Genomic DNA, 22,707 nt, shown 5'->3' with positions numbered 1-22,707 from the left:
GGGCGGCGGTGTTCGTTCGGAGCGGGACGGTTCAGCGGAAGGCTCCGTACAGCGGTGGGCTTATCTTCGGGGCGCCGTTCCCCGAGGCGCTGGACATCACGCACAGGCTCAACCGGTACAGGTCGAGCCCGGCTAACATCCGGGGGTGCTTGCGGAGCCGCCGCCAAGCCTCCTCCATGCCCTCGGACCACCGGATGTCGTCGAACACGACCCAGACGTCCTCGTCGGCGGCCTCGCAAACGCTCTCCGCGTAGTGCAGCGTCGGCTCTAGCGTGTGGTTGCCATCGATGAACGCGAAGTCGAAGGGGCCGTGCTCCTGAACCGCCCGGTCGAACGTGTCGGCGAAATCGCCGAGCACGAACCGGGCGTTGTCGAGCCCGACCCGTTCGAACAGGTCCTTGGCCAGCCGTTGGCGATACGGCGAGGCGTCCATCGTCACGAGCTCGCCGCCGCCGTGCTCCTTGAGCGCGGCGGCGATGTACGAACCCGAGATCCCCAGGTTTGTGCCCAATTCGAGGACACGCTTCGGGCGGCGTTGCCGGATCAAGTGGTAGAGGTACGCGGCGTGGTCCGGCGACCGGCTCACCCGGCTCGCGTCGGCGATGGTTCTCCCTTGGTCCCAGGGCACGCTCTCGCCGAGGGTCCCGTCGACCAACGGCTCGTCGCGTTGGCTGTACTCGTGGCGGACGGCCTCGATCGCTTTGACGTAGCCCGACGCCGCGACCCCCGGGTCCCGCTGGGCCTCGGTGTGAGCGCTCGCCAAGGCCTCGGCTTCCTGGCTCTGCTTCGCGAACGCCCGCAGCGCGCGCTCGTTGCGGAGCCGGATCAACGGCTCCACGAGGGGCATCGTACGTACAAGCAGCCTTCTCATAGTGTGGGCTTCGACACGGGTCGGTTCGCTTCCGCAGCGGGGGAGGGCGCGGGGCTCAGGACGCCATTTCGGCGATACGCGTCACCAGCTCGCCGACGCTGAACGGCTTGCCCTGCACCTTGTTGTATCCGATCGCGTCGATCAGGTAGCGGTCGCGGAGGACGGTGCGGAGTTGGCCGCTGTTGAGCTCCGGGACCAGGACCTTCTTGTAGCTGGAGAACAGCTCGCCGAGGTTCTTCGGCATCGGGTTCAGGTAACGCAGGTGAGCGTGGGCCACCGACACGCCTTGCTTGCGCGCCAGGCGGGTGGCCGACAGGCACGCGCCGTAGGTGCCGCCCCAGCTGACCACCAGCAGGTCGCCCCCCTCGGGGCCATCGACCTCCTGGGGCGGGATGTCGTCGGCGATTCTCGCCACCTTCTCCGCCCGCGTGTCGATCATGTGCTGGTGGTTGTCCGGGTCGTAGCTCACGTTGCCGGTGCCGTCTTGCTTCTCCAGGCCGCCGAGCCGGTGCTCCAGGCCCGGCGTGCCGGGCAACGCCCACGGGCGGGCGAGCCGCTCGTTGCGTTGGTAGGGCAGGAAGGGCTCGGGCGCGTCGCCGTTGGCCTCGCGCGGCCCGGGGTGGCTGATCGGGATCTCCGGCAGGTCGGCCATCTGCGGGATCCGCCACGGCTCCGACCCGTTGGCGATGTAGCCGTCGGTCAGCAGGAACACGGGCGTCATGTACTTCGAGGCCAGCCGCCAGGCTTCCTGCGCCACGTCGAAGCAGTCGCCCGGGCTGCGTGCGGCGATCACCGGCATCGGGCACTCGCCGTTGCGGCCGTAGACGGCCTGGTAGAGGTCCGACTGCTCGGTCTTGGTCGGCAGGCCGGTCGAGGGGCCGCCGCGTTGCACGTTGATCACGACCATCGGCAGCTCCATGATCACCGCGAGGCCGAGCGCCTCGCCCTTCAGGGCGATGCCCGGCCCGCTGCTGGCGGTCACGGCCATCGCGCCGGCGAACGACGCGCCGATCGCCGCGGTCACCGCGGCGATCTCGTCCTCCGCCTGGAACGTGATGATGTCGTGGTTCTTGTGCTTGCAGAGCTCGTGGAGGATGTCGCTGGCGGGCGTGATCGGGTAGGCGCCGTGGAACAGGCGCTTGTCGGACAGCTTGGCGGCGGCCATCAGGCCCCAGGAGAGGGCCGTGTTGCCCATGATGCTGCGGTACTTGCCCGGCTTGAGCTCCGCCTTGGGCACGTGGAACTGCGTGTCGAACGCCTCGACGGTCTCGCCGTAGTTGTAGCCCGCCTTGAGGGCGGCCGTGTTCGCGCCGGCCACGTCGGGCCGCTTGCCGAACTTGGCCTCGATGAACCGCAGCGTGGGGTCGAGCGAGCGGCCGTAGATCCAGAAGACCAGGCCCATCGCGAAGAAGTTGCGGCAGCGGTCGGCCTCCTTGGTGCTCAGCCCGAACTCCTTGACGGCGTCGCGGGTCAGCTTGGTCATGTCGACCTTGTAGACCTTGTACTTCCGCTCCAACTCGTGCAGCGCGACGTCCTCGATCGGGTTGCCCTCGTACCCGGCCAGGTCGAGACCCTTCTTGTCGAACGCGCTCTCGTTGACCACCAGGATCCCGCCGTCGCGGAGGTCCTGCAGGTTGGTCGCTAGCGCCGCGGGGTTCATCGCCACCAGCGCGTCGACCGTGTCGCCCGGCGTGTAGATCTGCTCGCTCGAGAAGTGCACCTGGAAGCCCGACACGCCGGCCTTCGTGCCGCGCGGCGCGCGGATCTCGGCCGGGAAGTCTGGGAACGTGGCGACGTCGTTCCCGGCTAGGGCCGACGTGTTGGTGAACTGGGTGCCGGCAAGCTGCATGCCGTCGCCGGAGTCGCCGCAGAAGCGGACGGTGGCGTCGGACAGCGATTCAACGGGCTTCTCTACGGCTGCGGCAGTCGACATAACTTCAATCCGAAGGGCTCGGTGCGTGGGCGGCTGGCGACCGGCTCGGGGGCGCCACGGGGGGGGGGCTCGCTACGCGCCTTCGCGCTCGGCGGTGGCTCGCTCGGGGTGGGGGGGGAGGTTGTAGATCGAGTTCGGGAAGTGCTCGACCAGGTAGCGCATCACGCCGCGGACATCGACCATGCCGGCCGCTTTGGCCGGGTTCGAAGCGTCAACCAGCGGCAGGTGGCGGTAGCCACCCTCGCTCATGCAGGCGATCGCTTCGCCGACGGTGGCCGCCTCCGTGACGGTGGCCGGGTCGGCAGACATCACGTCGCGGACCGGCACGGAAAGGCCGGCGCGCTGCGACAACAGCCGCAGCACATCGCGTTCCGTAAAGATCCCGACCAGGTCGTCCGCGTCGCAAACCAGCGCCGCGCCGGCCTTGCCGGCCTGCATCAAGCGGATCACGTCCTCGACGGGCGTGTCTGCCTCGACAGCCACCGGCGACTCGGGGTAGATCGACCGAATCGTTTCCGATTGCAGACTTAGCTGAAAGTCCACGGCAGACGGGCGGCGCCCGGTAGGCAGAGCAACATTGCTGGCGAAAGATTCGGCCGGAGGTCGAGCGCGACCAGCGGCCCGCAGGCGGCAGACGCCCACTCAATGGAGAATACCACCGCCGCGCCGGGTAGAGAACCGCAACCGGCCCGCAAATCTCTCGTATTTCCGCTGTTCGACCGGCCCGTTAGCGCAGCGGCTTATCCGGGAGGCTTCTCGTAGAACTGGGTCAAATCGAAGCCGCCCCGCTGCTCCTCTTCGAGCAGCTTGATCCGTTTCTCGAGCTGCTCCAGCCGCCGCGCCATTTGCGGCACGAGCGACTCCTGCGCGACACTTCGCTGGGGCCGTGGCGGCGCGGGGTAGCCCAGCTGCCGGTGCAGCGAGTTGAACAGGTACAGCGGGTCCTTCCGCCGGTTCGCCAGCGCGATCCGGCCTTCGCGGTCGCCGAACAGTGTGGGCCCGTCGCCCCGCCCGCCGCGGAGCCGCGCGTGCTCGCTCTGCACATAGACCAGGTCGGCGAAGTCGATGATGCCCACCTGGTGCCGGGTCGCGAGGATCCAGTCGCGCCACCGCGGCGGGTACGACGGGTCGGACGCGATCGCCGCGAGGCCCCGGTCGTAGCCCAGGCGGTTCCGGCAGAGGACCTCGAACTGGTAGAAGAACAGCCCCTGCAGCGTCGGCTCACCGGTCGGGCCCTCGATCAGCCCCGCGCGGTACCGGGCTTCGGCGGCCAGCGCCGCGAGGCCCAATCGAAGGTCGAACCGTCCCAGATCGTCCTCGCCCTCCGCCACGATGTACGCCTGCAGCGGCGTGAAGTAGTGCGACAGCTTCCGCATCGCGGTGGCCATCACGCCCAGGTGACGCAGCTCTGCCAGCAGGTAGTCGATCGCCATCGGCAGCTTGGTGGTGGCCAGCACCTCCTCGCGGATCGAGGCCAGCACCTCCTGCGTGGGGGCGTTCTCGGCGATCCGCTCGGCGAGCGTCGCGAAGAAGTGCGCCTGCTCGACGTACTCCTCGACGCCCAGCGGGGCCACGTTGCCCTCTTCGGCGGCGGCGCGCCCCTCGGCTGCGTTGCCATCGTCGGCCGCTTTCGGTTCGTCTTCCACGCAAGCGGCCCCCGCCATCGGCGGCAGCCGATGGATTCTAGCGGTGCGGACGGGTCCGCCGGCTGCCGACGGCGGCTAGGGCCCGATGCCCCCTTCTCCCTATACTAGGGCGCCAGCGAGTTTTGAATCGAATCCCCACACGCCCCACGCCCGTGCCGAACCGCTTTAACACGATCGAAGAAGCCGTCGACGCGATCGCCGCCGGGCGCGTGGTGGTGGTGGTCGACGCCGAGGACCGCGAAAACGAGGGCGACTTCATCGCCGCGGCGGAGAAGGCCACCGCCGAGACCGTCAACTTCATGATCACCCACGGCCGCGGCCAGCTCTGCACGCCGATCCTGCCGGCGGTCGCCGAGCGGCTGCGCCTGCCGCTGATGGTCGACGACGAGCTCAACACGGCCCCCCTGCGGACCAACTACACCGTTTCGGTCGACCACCACACCGCCAAGACCGGCATCACGGCCGAAGAACGCGCCACCGTGGTCCGGGCCCTCTGCGACGACGCCGCGAAGCCGACCGACTTCGTCCGCCCGGGGCACATGTTCCCGCTGATCGCCAAGGAGGGCGGGGTGCTCCGCCGCGCGGGGCACACCGAGGCCGCGGTCGATCTGGCGCGGATGGCGGGGCTCAAGCCGGCCGGCCTGCTCTGCGAGGTGCTCAACGAGTCCGGCGACCGAGCCGCCCGCGACGAGCTCCGCGCGCTGGCCGACCGATTCGACCTGCCGGTGATCTCGATCGAGCAACTGATCGAGTACCGCCGGCAGCGGGAGAAGCTCGTCGAGCGGACCGCCGAAGCGCCGCTCCCCACGCGGAACGGCCTGGCGAAGATCATCGTTTACAAGGTGCAGTACGAGGCGATGGAGCCCGTGGCGATCGTGTTCGGCGACCTCGCCGCGGCCGACGCGCCGCTCGTGCGGCTGCACAGCAGTTGCTTCACCGGCGACGTGCTCGGCTCGCTACGCTGCGACTGCGGAGACCAGCTCCAGATGGCCCTCGCCCAGATCGGCGCCGAGGGCGTCGGCGCCGTCATCTACCTGCCGCAAGAGGGCCGCGGCATCGGCCTGGCCGCCAAGATCAAGGCCTACGCCCTGCAGGATCAAGGCATGGACACCGTCGAGGCGAACCTCGCGCTGGGCTTCAAGGCCGACGCGCGGGACTACGGCGTGGGCATCCAACTGCTGAAAGACCTCGGCCTGTCGAAGATCCGCTTGCTGACGAACAACCCGAAGAAGCTCGACGCGGTCGTGTACGGCGGCTTCGACCTAGAGGTCGTCGACCAGGTGCCACTGGCCGTCCCGGCAAACGAAGTGAACGCCGCCTACCTGGCCACGAAGCGCGACAAGATGGGCCACACGCTTCCTTCGGGGTAGCTGAGGAAGCCAACCACGACCGAAGCGATTGCGTCACAAAGCGTAGGGTGCGATTCGGCTTCGCCGGATAGATCCCTACTTCGAACTAACCACAACGGACACAACGGCCGCCTCTCTGATGTGGCGCCACCAAGTAGGCCGTCGTGCCCGTTGTGCCCGTCGTGGTTCCCCTTGCTATGCTGAGCCTCCAAGCCAACTTGTACGCCCTGCCGCCGACCGCCACGGCCGGGCCCGTGCGTACCCTCCGCGGCGTGGACGCGGCGACGCTCGTCGGCGCCGGCGGGGGGCCGCCGCTGTTCCTCGACCTGATGCCCGTCACGTTCGAGGCCATGCAGCAGCGCCTGGCCGAGTTGCCGCGCTGCGACTGCGAGCCAGACGGCTTCTTCCTCGTCACGGGGCGCACGGCCGAAGGCCAGTTCTGGCGCCTGAACGGCCACATGCACGAGCTCCGGCCCGACGGCGCCGACGAGCCGCGGATGCACCGCGTCGAGCTGGCCGGCGAGTGCCCCCCCGGAACGCTCGACATGGTCCTCCGCACCATGGGCTGGCCCGACGTAGAGCTGGCCTTCGAGCTGGTGCGCGAGGGCGTCACGCTGCGGGAGGCGGACTTCCGCGCCTGGGCGGAGAGGAGCGAGTCGTGAGTCGCGAGGCGCGAGTTATAGAACTCGCTAACGAATAACTCGCGCCTCGCGACTCGCGCCTCAAGACTCTCTAGCGGCGAGGCGCCCCCCGCTGCTAACGTCCGCCGCCGCTGTGTCCCCCCCGGCCCGATTCCCGGCGCGCCGGCGCCGCTAGCATGTACAAGCTCGTCCTCTGCCTGCGATACCTCCGCACGCGCTGGATCGCGCTGGCGTCGATCATCAGCGTCACGCTCGGCGTCGCGACGATGATCGTCGTCAACAGCGTGATGGCCGGCTTCACCCACGAGATGCAGAAGCGCCTGCACGGCGTGCTCGGCGACGTGGTCGTCGAGTCGCGCAGCCTCAACGGCGCGCCGGACGCGGCGACGCACATGCGGCTGATCCGCGACGAAGTGGGCGACCAGGTCCTCGGCATCAGCCCCACCGCGCAGGTCCATGCGATGCTGGACTACACGACCGTGCACGGCCAGCCGGTCCAACAGACGGTGATGCTGATCGGCATCGAGCCGGACACCTACGGCCGGGTCAGCGACTTCGGCCAGTACCTGCAGCACCCCGAGAACCGGGAGCGGCTCTCGTTCGACCTCCGCGACGGCGGCTACCCGACCTCCGACCCCCAAGCCGAAAACCCCGCCGAGGCCGCGCCCCGGCCCGAGATGGAGAACGCCGGCTGGGCCTGGCGCCGCATCCGCGCGCGGGTCGACCAGCAACGAGCCAAGGCCCTCGCGGCCTCCCAAAAACAAGCCGCCGGCGGCTCGGCCGACCCGTTCGCCCAAGCCGAAGCCCAGGCCCCGCCCGAGGAGGGCGCGCCGCAGGGCGAGACCTTCGACCCCATGAAAGAACAGCACGCCGGGCTGGTGCTCGGCATGGCGCTGGGCGGCTTCCGCGACGCCGACGGGGTCGACCGCTTCCTCCTCAAGCCCGGCGACGACGTCGCGGTCACCTACCCGATGAGCACCACCCCGCCCGAGCCCGGGCACGCGCTGTTCACCGTGGTCGACTTCTACGAGAGCAAGATGAGCGAGTACGACGCGTCGTTCGTGTTCGTGCCGCTCGAGAAGCTCCAAGAGATCCGCGGCATGGTCGACCCGTCGACGGGCGTCGCGAACTTCAACTCGCTGCAGATCCGCTGCAAGCCCGGCGCGAACTTGGCCGAGGTCCGCGACCGCATCGCCGGCGTGCTCGACCCGCGCCACTTCATGGTCAGCACCTGGCGCGACAAGCAGGGCGCGTTGCTGGCCGCCGTGCAGATGGAGACCGCCGTGCTCAACGTGCTGCTGTTCCTGATCATCGCGGTGGCCGGCTTCGGCATCCTGGCGATCTTCTACATGATCGTCGTCGAAAAAACCCGCGACATCGGCGTGCTCAAGAGCCTCGGCGCGAGCGCGTCGGGGATCATGGGCGTGTTCCTCGGCTACGGCCTCACGCTCGGGATCGTCGGCGCCGGCGCGGGCCTGGTCGGCGGGCTGCTGTTCGTCGCGAACATCAACCAGATCGCCGACCTGCTCGCCGTCGCCACCGGCCAAGAAGTGTTCGACCCGGCCGTGTACTACTTCGCCGCCATCCCCACGATCGTCCAGCCCTTCACGGTCGCCTGGATCGTTGCCGGCGCGGTGGCGATCGCCGTGGTAGCCAGCGTGCTCCCCGCCCGAAGGGCGGCGGGGCTGCACCCTGTGGAGGCATTACGATGGGAATAGCAGCGGTTCGAAAGCGGCTTGCGGTCGGCTTGATCGCCGTTGCGGCAGTAGGGTGCCTGCGAATGCCCGCTTTTCCGTCGCTAGAAGAAGTGACTGATCCAGTAGAAGACGACTCGCTAGTTGGGCGTTGGAAAGAAATCGATACGGTGTTCGGCTCGGCAGCTGAGAAGTACGCGACGGGACGCCAGGTCGAAATCTCGCGAACGGGAGCGGGGTATGCACTCACCTTCGTTGACGGGTTGGGTAGCCGATCCAGCCCTGAGGAATTCGTGCTGTTCGAAATTGCAGGCCGCCAGTATGTGCAAGCATCACTCGGGCCAGCCCCCAATGGCGCCGTAGCCGATCGCTTCGCCATACAGCTGCTTGAACGGGGAAGAGATGCGTTGCGGCTACGCCCTTTGAACAACCTGTGGGTTGAACAACGATTCGCGCGCCGCGACGACGGCTGGACTGCCAGAATCGAAGCGACGCCTGAGGAGGTTCGGGCGGCGTTAGAGGAGCCACCTGAGAATGCGTTCTGCATGGAAGGTAGCTCGTACTGGTTGCGCGAGCAGAAGAACCAAGAGCCCAAACAAGCCGCGAGCGTCGAAGGATCGAGCCGTGACGACTGATTCCGCCTTCCGCATTCCGCCTTCCGCATTCGCCCCCCCCGTGCTCACCGCCCGCGGCGTCACCAAGACCTACCGCAAAGGCGCCGTCGAGGCGCCCGTGCTCCGGGGCGCGGACCTGGAGGTCGCCGCCGGGGAGATGCTCGCCGTGGTCGGCCAATCGGGCAGCGGCAAGAGCACCCTGCTGCACGTGCTCGCCACGCTCGACCGGCCCGACTCCGGCGAGGTCCACTACGACGGCGAGCGTATCGACACCCTCGGCCGCCGCCGCCGCGACGCGCTCCGCAACGGCCAATTCGGCATGGTCTTTCAGGCGTACCACCTGCTGCCGGAGCTCTCGGCGCTAGAGAACGTGCTCGCGCCGGCCATGATCCGCTACGGCGTGGCCGCCTACCTCGGCAAGCGGCGGGCCCTAAGGCGGCGGGCCGCCGAGCTGCTCGAGCGGGTTGGCCTCGGCCACCGCCTCACCCACAAGCCGCGCGAGCTCTCCGGCGGCGAGATGCAACGCACCGCCATCGCCCGCGCGCTGATGAACGAGCCCCGCCTGCTGCTGGCCGACGAGCCGACGGGCAACCTCGACCCGGCCAGCGGCGAGGGCGTGCTCGATTTGGTCCGCGACCTGAACCAATCCGAGGGCCTGACGGTCGTGATGGTCACCCACGACCAATCGATCGCCGCCCGCGCCGACCGCACCGTCACGCTCGTCGAAGGCCGCGTCGCCGAGGAGGCGCGAGGCTTGAGGCTGCAGGCTTGAGGGGGGGGGCCGGACGGCCTGGCTTCGGGCTTCGGGCTTCGGGCTGCGGGCTTCGGGAAGCGGTCGGCAGGCCGATACGTTGGGTAGTAGACTGATTGTGCCGGAGCCAATCCTCCACCCTACCGCCTAGAGCCTGAAGCTTCCCCGTGACTCCACTCGATCTGCTCGACCTGTTCCGCGCCGGCGACTTCCATCCGTTCGTCGTCCACCTGACGAACGGCGCCGAGTACGAGGTGCGGCATCCTGACCAAGCGATGATTCATGGCGAGACCCTGCACATCAGCACGCAAGACGGCATTCAGCGTTGCTCGATCCTGAACATCGCCAGCGTCACCACGGACATCCCCGCTTGACGAGGCGCGCGGCTTGAGGCTGCAGGCTTGAGGGGGGGGCCGGACGGCCCCGGCTTCGGGTCTCTGGCTTCGGGTCTCTGGCTTCGGGCTTCGGGCTTCGGGCTTCGGGGACCGCTCGGCAAGCGGGCGCGGTCCACAGTAAACTGCGGGCGACTCAGCAAACCCTCCAGCCTACCGCCTACCGCCTCTCCTCCCATGCCTGTCTGGATCAACGGCGAGCTCGTCCCCTCCGAGCGGGCGACCGTCAGCGTGTTCGATCACGGCCTGCTGTACGGCGACGGCGTGTTCGAGGGGATGCGGATCTACTCGGGCAAGGTGTTCCGCCTGGCGGAGCACCTCGAGCGGCTCTACGAGTCGGCCCGCGCGATCTGCCTGCGGGTTCCCATCGAGCTGGCCGAGATGACGGCGGCCGTCGAGAAGACCGTCGCGGCGAACGACCTGACCGACGGCTACATCCGCCTGATCGTCACGCGTGGCCCCGGCACGCTCGGCCTCGGGCCCGACCGCTGCCGCGACCCGCAGGTGATCATCATCGCCGCCACGATCCAGCTCTACCCCGAGGAGCACTACGAGAAGGGCCTCGAGATCATCACCTCGAGCGTGATCCGCAACCACCCGGCCGCCCTCTCGCCGCGGATCAAGTCGCTCAACTACCTCAACAACATCATGGCCAAGATCGAGGGGGCGCAGGCCGGGTGCGTCGAGGCGCTGATGCTCAACCACAAGGGCGAGGTCGCCGAGTGCACCGGCGACAACATCTTCCTCGTGAAGCACGGCGAGCTCTACACGCCCCCCTTGGACGCGGGCATCCTCGCCGGCGTGACCCGCGCGGTCGTGCTCGAGCTGGCCGCCGAGCTGGAGATCCCCGCGCACGAGAAGGCCCTCACCAAGCACGACGTGTACATCGCCGACGAGTGCTTCTTGACCGGCTCGGCCGCCGAGGTCGTGCCCGTCGTAAAAGTCGACTCCCGCCCCATCGGCGACGGCAAACCGGGCCAAATGACCGCCCGCCTACGCGACGCGTTCCAGAAGCACGTGCGGCAGTAAGGGGGGGAGGGGAGGCGCTAGTTGCTAGGCGCTAGGCGCTAGTCTTCCGCCGTCGACCCGCGCCCGTCAGGAAGCGACCAACGGGGGCCGCCTTAAGTGAGGATGGTGCAAGTCCCGTTGGGCGCAATCCCGCGAAGCGGAATCGCACCGTCGGTCCCGTGGTGCGGTGCGATTCGGCGCCGCCGGACTCCGCCATCAACTGATCACCGCCGATCCGATTAGCGTCGATCAGCGACGATTAGCGTTCCCGATCCCGTCACCCTCCCCTCCGCCGCGCCCGTCAGGAAGTGATCAATCAGGTCGGCGGAGAATTGAAGGGCCTCCCTTCAGTCGGCAGGCGCAGAGAACGCTAATCCGCGCTAATTAACACTGATCCGATTCGATGTGTCAGTGCGGTGCGGCGCCGCCGGACTCCGCCCTACGGACAGCGCCGAACGTGTGCGGGCGTCTGCTGAGTTATGCTGCGGGGCGTCCCTTCGCCACGCCACGCCGCCCCGACGCCCGCCCGCATGCTTAGCCGCCGCCCGTTCTTTACGCCCGTCCTGCTCGCCATTTCCTTCGTGGCCTCAGGCGCGGCGGCCCACGCGGCCGAGCGGCCGCGGGCGCGGGAGATTGGGGTGCGAGTCGGCGGTGAGGCGACCGGGCCGCACAACGCGATCACCGACGTGCCGGGTGTGCTCGTCGGGCACGCGACCGTTGTGCACGGGGAGCGCGTCCGCACGGGAGTGACGGCCGTCGTGCCGCACGGTGGCGACTTGTTCCAACAAAAGGTCCCCGCCGCGGTCGCGGTGGCCAACGGCTTCGGCAAGCTGGTGGGCGTCACGCAGGTCGACGAGCTCGGGCAGCTCGAGACCCCGATCTTGCTGACCAACACGCTCAACGTGTGGGAGGGCGCGGCGGTGCTCGTCGAGCGCACGCTCGCCGCGCCGGGCAACGAGGCGGTCCGCTCGGTGAACCCGGTGGTCGGCGAGACCAACGACGGCTACTTGAGCGACATCCGCAGCCGGCCGCTGCGAACGGAGCACTTCCACGCGGCGCTCGACGCGGCCCGCGGCGGGCCGGTCGAGGAGGGCGCCGTCGGCGCCGGGACCGGCACGGTCACGATGGGCTACAAGGGGGGCGTGGGCACGTCGTCGCGCAGGGTGGCGGCCGGCGACCAGCGGTTCACGGTCGGCGTGCTCGTGCAGACGAACTTCGGCGGGCGGCTCACGATCGCCGGCGTGGCCGTGCCGAGCGGCCTGTCCGGCGACGAGCGGTCGGCAGTCGACGCGGCCGGCGAGGACGGCTCGTGCATGATCGTCGTGGCGACCGACGCGCCGCTGGGCGCGCGGCAACTGCGGCGGCTCGCGCGGCGGTGCTTCGTCGGCATGGCCCGGGCCGGCGCGAGCTTCTCGCACGGCAGCGGCGACTACGCGATCGCGTTCTCGACCGCCGAGTCGGCACGGATCCCCGCCGACGGTCCCCTGACGAGGCGAGGCCCGCACTTCGCCGACGGCGGGCTGTCGCCGCTGTTCACCGCGGCAGCCGACGCCACACAAGAGGCGATCTACAACGCGCTGCTGAAGGCCCACACGGTCACCGGCCGCGACGGCCACGTGGCCGAGGCCGTGCCGATCGCCAAGCTCCGCCGCCTGCTCGCCGAGCGCTCCGCCAACGGCGCCGCCGAGGCGCCCGCCGCGGCGGACTGAAAGGCCGCGCGGCCGCTGCTACGACGCCGGCCGGGTGGCCAAATCGCATCGGCGCCGCCTGCCAGGGGCGACAATGAGGGGTTAGTTCTGGCAAAGGAGGGCCGCCGATTGGCGTTGAAGACCGTAGCGAACTGCGCTTGTCGACGCCGTTTCGTTACAACCGGGGCCGACCGGGCAGGCGCGTAACGCTTCACCAAGTCGTTAGCCGGCGGCGACTTAGCGTCGGTTTCGTGACGTTTAAGCGTGACGCGGCGTTTTTCGACGTGTCGCGTTTGTCTCGAAACGCGATCACGACTTTTCCGAGGAAGCCCTCCCGCTCAACGCTTCGCGGCCGCCGCTTGTTTCTCGGCCAGTCGGTCGGCGAACTTGCTGAAGTGGGCGTTGTCGACCTCGGCGAACTCGGCCACCTGGCGGTTGGCTTGCTCGATCCGGTTGCGGTCGTTGCGCGACAGGATCCAGGTGACGAGGTGCTCGGCGCGGAGGTCGGGCTCGTCGGCGATCGGGCCGCTGTACAGCTCGACCTCGAGCGGCACCACGTCGTGGCCGGCGAGGATCTCGTTGACCTTCAGCCGCGGCGCGGGGGGCAGGCCGGCTTCGAGCAGCGTGTGGAGCTGAGCGTACGCGTCGAGGAACGCGCGGAGCTCGCGCATCGCCTCGCGGCTGGCGACCGGCATGGTCACCAGGCGGTAGCTCATGTGCTTGCTGGTCAGGCGCAGCTCGCCGGTGTCGGCGTTGAACTGCTCTTCGAAGACCGGGTCGCCTATGAAGCGGAGGAACGGGTCCTTCTGCAGCGCGGCCCAGCGGCGGAGCTTCGTGGTGGCGATCGCGACCCGGTCGCCGGTGATCTCGGTGCGGACCTCGTCGGCCGTGTCGAGCAGCACAAACCGGCCCGGCTTCTCCCCCGCGCCGGGGCGGAAGATGGTCACCCGGTCGGCCTTGTCGCGGAAGTCGTAAGCGGCGCCGGCCGTGAACAGCGTGACGCTCTCGCTGGCGGGCTCTTCCTCGCCGGGGGCGTACACACGGGTCTCGATCCGGAACTCGGCCGCTTCGCCGACCGGCGGCAGGCAGCAAGCGAACAACAGCAGGGCTAGCGGCAGGCGCATGAGGGGCATCCGTGCTAAGGCAGAGAATCCAGCGCCGAGCACCGTAGCAGGCCGGGCCACCGCAGCGAAGGCCGGCTTCGCCGGCGGCTTCGGGCTTCAGGCCTCGGGCTTCGGGAGGGTGGACAGCGAGCCTGAAGCCTGAAGCCTGAAGCCTGAAGCCCGACGCCCGAACCCCGAACCCCTCCCGCTACCCGAAATACGCCGGCTCGTTGCCGGCCTTCCACTTGATATTGCACCCGATCGAAGGCAGTTGCTTCTCGCTGGGCTTTTGGCCCGCCAGGACCGCGTCGCACGCGGCGCGGAGGTCCTCGCCGGTGGGCTTGTCGCCGTCGGGGCGGGTCGAGTCGAACTGGCCGCGGTACGCCAGCTTGTGGTCGCCGTCGTACACGAAGAAGTCCGGCGTGCAAGCCGCTTGGTAGGCCTTGGCGACCTCCTGCGACTCGTCGTACAGGTAGGGGAACGTGTAGCCGCGGGCCTTGGCCTCGGCGGCCATCTTCTCGGGGGAGTCGTCGGGGTAGTTCTGGGCGTCGTTGGAGCTGATCGCGACGACGTCCATGCCCTTCTCTTGGTACTGCTTGCCGAAGGTCGCTAGCTCGTCGGCCAGGTGCTTTACGAACGGGCAGTGGTTGCAGATGAACATCACGACCAGCCCGCCGGGCGAGTTGAAATGCTCGAGCGAGTAGGTCTTGCCGTCGGCGCCGGGCAGGGAGAATTCGGGGGCCGGCGTGCCGAGGGGCTGCATCGTGCTGGGGGTGCGAACCATCGGGGCCTCGTTTGGGTTCTAGTGGGATATCACCCGGCGAAGCGGGGTGGGCGGGTCGTGGTCGGCTCTCGAGTAGACCGGCGGCGGCCCCGGCTGGTCAACGCACCGCCGGCGGCCGGGCGGGGCTCTAGCGGCCGGTAGTGCGTTGACACCCCGGCCAGCGGACCTAAAATCTCGCCTCGTCGGCACTTGCGCCGGAGCCAACCAGCCCCGCGGCGTTCCTGCGACGAATCGAACCGAACCAACGGCGATCCAACGGCCCGGCCAAGGCGTAGAAGCGACCTAGACGGCGCCGCCACGGGCCGCCGTGACCAAAGCGGGAGTCCCGCAGGAGTACCAAGATGGGCGTGCAAGAAATCACCGACGAAAACTTCGAGGCGGAAGTCCTCAACAGCGACCAACCGGTGCTGCTCGACTTCTGGGCGCCGTGGTGCGGCCCGTGCCGCCAGATCGCCCCGGTCGTGGAAGAGCTGGCCGGCGATAACTCCGGCTCGGCGAAGGTCGCCAAGCTCAACGTCGACGACGCCCCCGGCGCCGCGCAGACCTACGGCGTCAGCAGCATCCCGACGCTGATGGTCTTCAAAGGGGGCGAGGTGGTCGACCGCTTCGTCGGCGTGCAGGCGAAGAACCGCCTGCAAGAAGCCCTCGACGCGGCCAAGGGCTGATCGCCCGCCGCTGAAGCGCCAAACAAACCAACGCAAGCGGAGGCCGGGCCCGCAGCCCGGCCTCCGCTCGTTTTATTGGGTCGATCGCTTAATTCGCTGGGCCCCGCTTGCCGATGGTAGGGATCGGGGGGACTGCGCAGGCGCTGCGGCCTGCGCTGGCTAGCAACACCAGCGGTCTCTCCCTATGAACGATCCCAATCAAGCGAAGCCGCGTCTCGACGGGGGCCACACGGGCCGTGCGGTCGGGGCCCGGGCCCCGCTGTCGAGCGGCCTGGTTCGCGTCGAAGCCGAGCCCGCGCTGCCGCCGGCCGCGCCGTCGCTGGCCGCCGCGCCGGCGGCAGAGGGGCACGCCGGGCAACTGGCGGCTTGGCTGCAGCAACGCTCGGCCGACGTCGAGCGACGCGCCGCGGAGCTCGAAGCCTCGCAAATCGACTTCGAGGCCAAAGTGGCCGAGGCGCGGCGCGAGATCGAGGCCGAGCGCGAGCGGCTCGAGCGGCGCGAGGCGGCCCTCGACCGGCCGGCGCCCGACGAGTCGGCGGCTCGGGCCGTGGCGGAGCGTGAGCAGCGGCTCGACGAGCGCGAGGCCCGCTTGGCGGACGAGGCGACTCGCCTCGCCGAGGCCAAGGCGGCCTTCGCCGAGAAGCTCGACCGGCTCGACGCCGAGCGCCGAGCCGTCGACCAGCAGGCACAGCGGGCCGCCTCGGCCCAGGCGGCCCTGGCCGACCGCGAGCGCGAGCTGGCTCGGCGGGCGACCGAGCTGCAGCTGCGTGTGGCCGAGCTCAAGCACTGCGACGAGGCCCGCAAGCAAGCCGACGCGAACCTCACCAGCCGCGAGCAGCGGCTCGCGATGCGGCGGCAAGAGATCGACACGGCCCTCAAGCGGTTCGAGCGGCTCGACGTGAGCGAGCGCCGCGTGGCCGAGCTTCAGGAGCAACTGTCGGCGGTCGCCGCTCGCGACGCGGCCGTTGCCGAGGCCGAGCGGCTCTTGGCTCAGGAGCGCGAGGACCTGGCCCGCCGCACGGCGTCGGTCGAGCGTCGGGAAGAGGAGCTGCGGGCCCGCCAGCACGACCAGCGGAGCGCGGTCGACAGCGACCGCGCGGCTTGGAAAGCCGAAGCCGACTCGGCCGCCGCGCGGGCCGACCGCCGCGAGGCCGAGCTCGACCGCCGCGCCGAATCGCTCCGGCGGATGCAGACCGAGCTAGAAAACACCCAGCGCGAGGTCCTCGAGATGCGTCTAGCGACCGAGGAGACCTGGGCCCAGCTGACCGGCGTGCTCGCGCCGGCGGCGCTCTCCCGGTCGATCGCGAAGGTGCGGAGCCAGCTCGCCGACCACTACGGGGCGACCCTCCGCAAGATCGCCGAGGAGCGGGGCGCCCTGCGCGACGCGGCCGCTCGGGTAGAGAAGGAGTTCGAGAGACTCGAAGCGCAGCGGGTTTCGCTTCAAGAATGGGCCCGCCGGCGGCACGAAGAGTTCGGCGCCGCGGCCGATCGGCTAGAGGGCCGCGAGCGGGAGCTCGACCGGCAACAGCGGCAGTACGAGAAGCGCGAAGCGCGATGGGCCGCCGAGCGTCAGGGCCTGCGGGACCAGTTGCGGGAGCTGCTGGCCGGCCGCCCGGAAGTGCGCGGACCGAGCAGAGCCGCCGCCTAGCGAATCGCTAGATACCGCATTCGACCTATTTTGTAGAATCCTGAGGGTTATCGATTGACTAGGGGTACCGCGTAGATTCGATTACGGATAGCTGAAACTCATCTAGAATTTCGCACCCTGCATTAGGCGATGGTCACTCCCGCACGCACTCTCGGTCTCGCTTGCTGCATAGTCGCGCTGTCGGCCGTCGCTAACGCGTCGATCCAGCCAATCTCTCTGGTGTTCGACGCATCGAGCACTTCGAGCAACTCGCCAGCTACAGGCGCATCGGCGAGCGTCAGCATCAGCTTCGCTGACTCCACGAGTGGTTCGGTGCTCTTGACCTTCGGGGTCACGAACACGACTGGAAGCCCGACCTTCGGGGCCGGTGCGACCGCTTCGATGCTGACGGGGGTCGCGATCGACCTTCCCAACTTCGTGACCGTTCAATCCGGCACGTTCTCGCCGGGAACTAAGCTCGACACCTTACTGAACAGCAGCAGCGCCTCGCTTCCGCCCTTCGGCTCGTTCGAACTCGCCATTGCCGATAACGGCAATCTGCTGGGCGGAAACGCCAACGGTGCGTTGGCTGCAGGCGCCAGTGACACAGCGTCGCTAATTGTTAGCCTCAATGCCGGCTCGTCGGCTATCAACAACGCGATGGAACTGGCCCTCGCTATGCAGACGGGTTTTAACTCGCAGCCAACCGATCTGAGTCATCTCAAAGCCGCGGTGCGGTTCCAGCAAGTGAACGCTGGCGAAGGGAGCGACAAGCTCCTCTACAACCCACCGGAGCCCCCCACGCCCGACCCGGACGACAACCCCGAAGTGGCGCCCGAGCCGGGCTCGCTGCTGGTCTGGGCGGCGATCGGTGGGCTCGTGACAGCCGCCCGTCGGCGGAAGGGCTGAGCCAGGCAGCGGCTGAGCCAGGCAGCGGCTGAGCCAAGCAGGGAGCGGCAGCCGGCGGCCTGATCGGCTAGCCGGCCCACTCGCTCCACGCCGGGCCCAGCGGCGCGGTCACCGTGACCGTTTCTTCCCGCATCGGGTGCCGGAAAGCGAGCTGGCGGGCGTGCAGTGCGATTTGACGGTCGCGCTCGTCGGCGGTCTGCTCGCCGAATCGCATCGTGGCGCCGTACTGCGAGTCGCCTAGCACCGCGTGGCCGCGGCTGGCGGCTTGCACCCGGATCTGGTGCGTCCTGCCGGTCTCGAGCGTGATCTCGAGCCACGTGGCCCCTTCCAAACGCTCACGGACCGCGTAGTGCAGCACCGCGTGCTTGCCGCGCGGGTCGTCATCGGGCACCACGATGGCTTGGGCCATGCCGTGCCGCTTGTGCAGGTGGTCACGCCAGGTCCCCTCGTCCGGCTCGACCCGCCCCTCGACCAACGCCCAGTAGGTCTTTGAGACCGTCCGCTCCTGGAACTGCCGGGCCAGGCGCTGCGTGGCGCGGGCGTGGCGGCCGAAGACGATCGCGCCAGTCACCGGCCGATCCAAGCGGTGGACGATGCCAACATAGAACTTGCCCTCGATCTGCTCGCGCCGCCGGTAGAAGTCGCGGACCCACAGCTCCAGGCTGTCGATCCCGCTGGGCGCCTGGGTGAGCAAGCCGGGCCGCTTGTTGACCACGAGCACGGGGCCGTCGTCGTAGAGGACCTCGAGCGGCATAGCGTGTCCAGAGAGCAGTCGCTTCCGCGGCCGAATAGGACGCGGAGGAACGCTGATGCTACGGGTGTCGGCGGATCACGCCACGGGCCGCGCGGCGCCGGTCGCGGGCGGCGAGCTTCTCCAGCGACGCTGGCTAAGCCCGTATCCGCTCTACCCGCGTTTATCCGCGTCCCCTCCGGCTCATTTTGAGAGTCGGCAGTCAACCAGGCGTGGTGGGTTCTCGGCCAGCGCTAACCATATCGGCGCAGGGCGCGGTCGAGGAGCCAGGGGGCGGCACGGGCCGCGCGGACGATGGCCCAGTCCTCCCAGACGATCGCGACCTCGTTGCGGCCGCGCCGGATGCCGTGCACGACACGCCGCGCGACCCGGTCGGGCGACACGCCGCCGCGGCCGCCCCAGGGCACGCTCTCTTTGCGTTCGATCAGGTGCTCGCGGAACTCGGTCCGGATCGTCGAGGGCGACGCGTGCAGCACGTGGATGCCGAGCCGGCGCAGCTCGGGGCGGATCGCCTCGGACCAACCGCGGAGGGCGAACTTGCTCGCGCAGTACTCCGACGTGTGCGGCACGCCGCGCCAAGCGAGGACCGAGCCGATGTTCGCCACGCAAGCAGAGTCGCTCTTCTCGAGCAGCGGCACGGCCGCGCGGGTCAGCTCGGCCGCGGCGAAGAAGTTCAGCTCGAACACCGCGCGGAGCCGATCGGGCGAGGAGTCGTGGAACCGCCCGTGGGCGCCGACCCCCGCGTTGTTGACCAGCACGTCGAGGCCGCCCAGCTCGTCCGACGCGGCCTGCAAGGCGCGGGAGCGGTCTTCGGCAAGCGTGATGTCGCCGGCGACCACCACGGCCGAGCGGCCGGCGCGGCGGGCCTGCTCCGCGGTCCGGTGCAGCTCCTCTTCGCGGCGGGCGACCAGCACCACGTCGGCGCCGGCCTCGGCCAAGCGCACCGCTAGGCGGCGGCCGACCCCGCCCGACGCGCCGGTCACGAGTGCTCGGCTGCCGTCGAGTCGGATCACGCCACCTCGCCCATCGCTGCGGCGCCGCTGGGCGGGGCGTCGGGCGAAGCGGCGTCGGCCGCCCGCGGCCGCACGACCGTGTCGGCGCCGGCGACGCGGCCCAGGTACTTCCGCGGCACGCGGCAGTGCACGGTCACCCGGTCGTCGGTGAACGTGCGGCTGAGGACCTCGCCGTGCTTGGCCAGGTAGGCCAGCAGGCGGCCGTCGCCGACGGAGGTCTCGACGTCGACCTCGACGAACTCGCGGCTGAGCGCGTCGCTCACCGCGCGGGCCAAGCGGTCGAGGCCGTCGCCGCTGCGCGCGCTGGTCCGCACGGCGCCGGGGTAGCGTTGCTCGAGCACGGTCAGCGTGGCTTCGTCGGCCGCGTCGGCCTTGTTGAGCACCAGCAGGGTGTCTTTCTGCTCGATGCCGATCTCCTCGAGCACCGCGTAGACCGCGCGGATCTGGTCGCCGGCCGAGGGGCTGCTCGCGTCGGCCACGTGCAGCAGCAGGTCGGCCTGGCGGGCTTCTTCGAGGGTCGCTTTGAAGCTGGCGATCAGCCGGTGGGGCAGGTCGCGGATGAAGCCGACCGTGTCGCTCAGCAAGACCGGGCCCCAGCCGGGCAGGCGCCACTGGCGGGTGCGGGTGTCGAGCGTGGCGAAGAGCTGGTCCTGGGCGTACACCGAGGCGTCCGTCAGCTTGTTTAGCAGCGTGCTCTTGCCGGCGTTGGTGTAGCCCACGAGCGACACCGTCATCCGGTCGCTGCGCGCGGCGACCTCGCGCTCCTTGCGGTGGAGGACCTTGTCCAGGTCGCGCTTCAGGTCGTTGATCCGCTTCTCGACGAGCCGCCGGTCGGTCTCTAGCTGCTTCTCGCCCGGGCCACGCATGCCGACGCCCATCTTGAGCCGCGACAGGTGGGTCCACATCCGCTTGAGCCGCGGCAGCGAGTACTCCAGCTGCGCGAGCTCCACCGCCAGGCGCGCCTCGTGGGTTTGGGCGCGGGTGCTGAAGATGTCGAGGATCAGCTCGGTGCGGTCGAGCACCTTGACCCCAACCGCTTGCTCCAGGTTGCGGACCTGGGCCGGCGAGAGGTCGTTGTCGAAGACCACCACGTCGGCGTCGGCGGCGCCCACCAGCGACTTGAGCTCTTCGAGCTTGCCCTTGCCGATGTAGGTGGCGATGTCGGGCGTTTCGCGCCGCTGGACCAGGCGGCCCACGATCTCGGCGCCGGCCGATTCGACCAACCCGCCGAGTTCCTCGAGCGGCGCCTCGGCCAGGGTCGGGCTGCCGGCGAGGTCGACACCAACCAAGACGGCCGCCTCGCTGTGGACGCTCTGCTTTCGATCGATTTCCATTAAGCGGCGCGGGTTCCTTGGGGTCGTGTTGACGCGGCGTGCCAGCCGCCTCGTTCGGGGCGTCGGCAGCCGGGCGGGCCGGGCGCTTCGGCCTGATGGCCGCCTGCCCCAGTATATCCCGGAGGGTCGAGGCGCCTACGCAAACCGCCGCCCGCGGAGGGAAGCCTCCGGGGCGGCGGGCGGTAAGACACTTCGTTTGGCGAACGGGTTCACCCCGCAAAATCTCAGTAAATGTATTCCAGGCCGACGTGGAAGCCGTGGAACAGCACCTCGCCGTCGACCGTGGCAGGCTGGAGGGCCTGGTACGGCGCCTGGGCGGAGATGTTGTTGATGTCGCCGTAGGGCTGGGCCAACGCGACCTGGTCCCGCATCAGGGCGAGGTCCGTCATGTAGAGCAGCTCGTAGCCGCCCTTGATCGACCACGACGGGCTCACGTCGGCCACGAACGACACCTTGGCCTCGGTCAGGAAGGCGACCTGGTCGCCCGACGCGATCTCGCTCGCCGCCGTCGGCGAGCCATCGGACGCCTGGAACCGCTGGCGCAGTTTGTAGTCGTTGTTGTAGATGCCGAGCTTGCCCTCGGCGCCGACGCGGAAGCCTTGGAAGACGGTGATCCACGCGTCGCCGCCGAACTGGAAGCCGGCCAGGTCGTTGTCCGCTTCGGTCAGGACCGACAACGACTTGCCGACGATCGTCGCCGGGGGGCCGGGGTCGGTCGTCACGTTCGAGAACGAGAAGAAGCCGAGCGACTCGCTGAGGTTCGTGTAGCGGAAGCCCACCAGCACCGTGCCGCTCACCCGCGGGTCGTAGCCGACCCAGTAGCGGCGGAAGCTGGCCTCGGCGGTCTGCAGCGAGCTGTCGTAGTCCAGCTCGTGCCGCAGCGCGTTGGCGGTCTCTTCGAAGTTCGCGCCGGTCGGCGGGCCGGCCGAGCCGCCCACGCCGAACGGGCCGTTGGTCGCCGAGCCGTAGAGGCTGTAGATCGAGAACAACCGGGTCGTGCCGTCGTTCGTGGCGAAGGCCCGCTCGGACCACTCGATGTCGCTGTAGACGAACTCCGCCACGCTGAGGGCGCCCACGTCGATCCGGCCGGTCAGGCGGTAGCCGTCGCCGTCTTCTTGGTCGAGGTCGGCGCCGGACAGGGCGCGGCTGCCGTCGGGGATGTTGAGCGGGTCGTTGACGAAGCCGAGGGTCGAGAAGAGCGTGTCTTGGCGGACGGCGTCGTCGTCGCGGGAGTAGAACAGGTACTCCGCGGAGATGTCGAAGTAGTGCGGCCCGCACTGGTCGGTGTTCGTGAACGCCCCGCCGAAGGGGCCGCCGGCCGCGCCGCCGTAGCAGCCCGCGTCGGGGCAGTAGCCGCCGCCGTAGCCGCCGCCGTGGCCGTAGTCGACGCCCGCCGGCGCGGCGCCGTAGCAGCCGCCGTCGTAACCGCCTTCGGTGTAGCCGCCACCCTCGTAGCCGCCGCCGTGGTAGCCGACCGGGCTGGCGTACGACGAGGGCAGCACGGCCGGGTCGCCGTGCGCGTCGACCAGGTCGCCCGGCCTCGCCGGCGGGCCTTGGACGGGCTGCTGGTACACGGCCCCGGCCGGGCCGCCGATGGCGGCCGGCTGCACGAGCCCGCTCTGGGCGAGGGCCGATCCGGCGGTCGCCAGTCCGCAAGCCGCCCCAAGAGCGGCCGCACGAAGAGTCCTCATCGATTCCCCCCCAAACGGTGTCGCGGCAGCCTGGGCGCGTCGCAGCAGGCCTGCGACGCCGGCCCGGCGCCCGCGCAAACGGTTCGTTCGAGATTACCTATCGGAGCGGTTTGATCGGGCGAATCAGTCCTTCCGGCACAAGCGGCAAAGTTTTGCAGGCTCCGCAGGGGGGCCGGCTCTCGGGAATCGACGTAACCAGAAGTTTGACGCGGATTTCCGGCCGGATTAGCTTGGCTGGAACGG

The 22,707-nt window shown here is 69.4% G+C and carries 22 protein-coding genes; 11 read left to right on the top strand and 11 right to left on the bottom strand.

The features are described 5' to 3' along the window. Positions 1-31: 31 nt before the first annotated feature. The 4 genes from RIC11_RS12660 to RIC11_RS12645 form a co-directional block, all read right to left on the bottom strand. Positions 32-871, bottom strand: a complete 840-nt coding sequence (locus RIC11_RS12660; RefSeq protein WP_350211778.1) for an O-methyltransferase — start codon at positions 869-871, stop codon at positions 32-34. A gap of 55 nt (positions 872-926) precedes the next feature. Next, positions 927-2,804: a 2-oxoacid:acceptor oxidoreductase subunit alpha gene (locus RIC11_RS12655; RefSeq protein ID WP_350211776.1), complete on the bottom strand. Its 1,878-nt coding sequence runs from the start codon at positions 2,802-2,804 to the stop codon at positions 927-929. A gap of 72 nt (positions 2,805-2,876) precedes the next feature. After that, a complete protein-coding gene (locus RIC11_RS12650; protein ID WP_350211774.1) occupies positions 2,877-3,287 on the bottom strand; it encodes a CBS domain-containing protein in 411 nt (136 codons plus the stop codon). Between the two features lie 257 nt (positions 3,288-3,544). Next, the gene (locus RIC11_RS12645; protein ID WP_350211772.1) at positions 3,545-4,450 is read right to left on the bottom strand and encodes a hypothetical protein; all 906 of its coding nucleotides are present in this window, start codon (positions 4,448-4,450) and stop codon (positions 3,545-3,547) included. A 152-nt stretch (positions 4,451-4,602) separates the two neighbouring features. Here RIC11_RS12645 and ribA point away from each other — a divergent pair, with 152 nt between their 5' ends. From ribA to RIC11_RS12605, 8 genes are all read left to right on the top strand, one after another. After that, positions 4,603-5,820, top strand: coding sequence for a GTP cyclohydrolase II (gene ribA, locus RIC11_RS12640; RefSeq protein ID WP_350211770.1), 1,218 nt, complete (start codon positions 4,603-4,605; stop codon positions 5,818-5,820). A gap of 176 nt (positions 5,821-5,996) precedes the next feature. Beyond that, positions 5,997-6,461 (top strand): hypothetical protein, encoded by a 465-nt coding sequence (locus tag RIC11_RS12635; RefSeq protein ID WP_350211768.1) that lies wholly within the window; start codon positions 5,997-5,999, stop codon positions 6,459-6,461. A gap of 155 nt (positions 6,462-6,616) precedes the next feature. Then, positions 6,617-8,158, top strand: coding sequence for an ABC transporter permease (locus tag RIC11_RS12630; protein ID WP_350211766.1), 1,542 nt, complete (start codon positions 6,617-6,619; stop codon positions 8,156-8,158). Beyond that, entirely contained in the window at positions 8,149-8,769 is a 621-nt protein-coding gene (locus RIC11_RS12625) for a hypothetical protein (RefSeq protein WP_350211764.1), read from the top strand. The genes RIC11_RS12630 and RIC11_RS12625 overlap by 10 nt, the downstream gene beginning before the upstream one ends. A 40-nt stretch (positions 8,770-8,809) precedes the next feature. Further along, a complete protein-coding gene (locus RIC11_RS12620) occupies positions 8,810-9,520 on the top strand; it encodes an ABC transporter ATP-binding protein (RefSeq protein WP_350211762.1) in 711 nt (236 codons plus the stop codon). A gap of 146 nt (positions 9,521-9,666) precedes the next feature. Beyond that, positions 9,667-9,873, top strand: coding sequence for a hypothetical protein (locus tag RIC11_RS12615; RefSeq protein ID WP_350211760.1), 207 nt, complete (start codon positions 9,667-9,669; stop codon positions 9,871-9,873). A gap of 195 nt (positions 9,874-10,068) precedes the next feature. Beyond that, positions 10,069-10,920 carry a branched-chain-amino-acid transaminase gene (gene ilvE / locus RIC11_RS12610; RefSeq protein WP_350211758.1) on the top strand — a complete coding sequence of 284 codons (852 nt, stop codon included), beginning with the start codon at positions 10,069-10,071 and terminating at the stop codon, positions 10,918-10,920. Positions 10,921-11,429: 509 nt separating this feature from the next. Continuing rightward, complete coding sequence (locus RIC11_RS12605) at positions 11,430-12,608, top strand: P1 family peptidase (protein WP_350211756.1); 1,179 nt, start codon at positions 11,430-11,432, stop codon at positions 12,606-12,608. Positions 12,609-12,925: 317 nt separating this feature from the next. Here RIC11_RS12605 and RIC11_RS12600 read toward each other — a convergent pair whose 3' ends face one another. Beyond that, a complete protein-coding gene (locus tag RIC11_RS12600) occupies positions 12,926-13,711 on the bottom strand; it encodes a hypothetical protein (RefSeq protein WP_350211754.1) in 786 nt (261 codons plus the stop codon). A gap of 187 nt (positions 13,712-13,898) precedes the next feature. Next, entirely contained in the window at positions 13,899-14,474 is a 576-nt protein-coding gene (locus tag RIC11_RS12595) for a thioredoxin family protein (protein ID WP_350211753.1), read from the bottom strand. Positions 14,475-14,815: 341 nt separating this feature from the next. Between RIC11_RS12595 and trxA the strand changes: the two genes are divergently transcribed. Beyond that, on the top strand, positions 14,816-15,139 hold the full coding sequence (gene trxA, locus RIC11_RS12590; protein WP_350211751.1) for a thioredoxin: 324 nt from the start codon (positions 14,816-14,818) through the stop codon (positions 15,137-15,139). Positions 15,140-15,323: 184 nt separating this feature from the next. Beyond that, a complete protein-coding gene (locus tag RIC11_RS12585) occupies positions 15,324-16,787 on the top strand; it encodes a coiled-coil domain-containing protein (protein ID WP_350211749.1) in 1,464 nt (487 codons plus the stop codon). 122 nt (positions 16,788-16,909) lie between these two features. Here RIC11_RS12585 and RIC11_RS12580 read toward each other — a convergent pair whose 3' ends face one another. After that, a complete protein-coding gene (locus RIC11_RS12580; protein WP_350211747.1) occupies positions 16,910-17,071 on the bottom strand; it encodes a hypothetical protein in 162 nt (53 codons plus the stop codon). Between the two features lie 28 nt (positions 17,072-17,099). Here RIC11_RS12580 and RIC11_RS12575 point away from each other — a divergent pair, with 28 nt between their 5' ends. After that, entirely contained in the window at positions 17,100-17,675 is a 576-nt protein-coding gene (locus RIC11_RS12575; protein WP_350211745.1) for a hypothetical protein, read from the top strand. Between the two features lie 67 nt (positions 17,676-17,742). Here RIC11_RS12575 and RIC11_RS12570 read toward each other — a convergent pair whose 3' ends face one another. The 4 genes from RIC11_RS12570 to RIC11_RS12555 all read right to left on the bottom strand — a co-directional run bounded on the left by RIC11_RS12570 (position 17,743) and on the right by RIC11_RS12555 (position 22,464). Then, a complete protein-coding gene (locus RIC11_RS12570; protein ID WP_350211743.1) occupies positions 17,743-18,429 on the bottom strand; it encodes an RluA family pseudouridine synthase in 687 nt (228 codons plus the stop codon). Between the two features lie 230 nt (positions 18,430-18,659). Then, positions 18,660-19,439, bottom strand: coding sequence for an SDR family NAD(P)-dependent oxidoreductase (locus tag RIC11_RS12565; RefSeq protein ID WP_350211741.1), 780 nt, complete (start codon positions 19,437-19,439; stop codon positions 18,660-18,662). Further along, positions 19,436-20,773 (bottom strand): GTPase HflX, encoded by a 1,338-nt coding sequence (gene hflX / locus RIC11_RS12560; protein ID WP_350211739.1) that lies wholly within the window; start codon positions 20,771-20,773, stop codon positions 19,436-19,438. Before hflX ends, RIC11_RS12565 begins: the two co-directional genes overlap by 4 nt. Positions 20,774-20,997: 224 nt before the next feature. Continuing rightward, complete coding sequence (locus tag RIC11_RS12555) at positions 20,998-22,464, bottom strand: BBP7 family outer membrane beta-barrel protein (protein WP_350211738.1); 1,467 nt, start codon at positions 22,462-22,464, stop codon at positions 20,998-21,000. Between the last annotated feature and the right edge of the window lie 243 nt (positions 22,465-22,707).

Source organism: Botrimarina sp., from assembly GCF_040219535.1.
GTDB lineage: Bacteria > Planctomycetota > Planctomycetia > Pirellulales > Lacipirellulaceae > Botrimarina.
The sequence above is the reverse complement of the archived record's forward strand: the minus strand, read 5'-3'. Positions and strand labels throughout refer to the sequence as shown.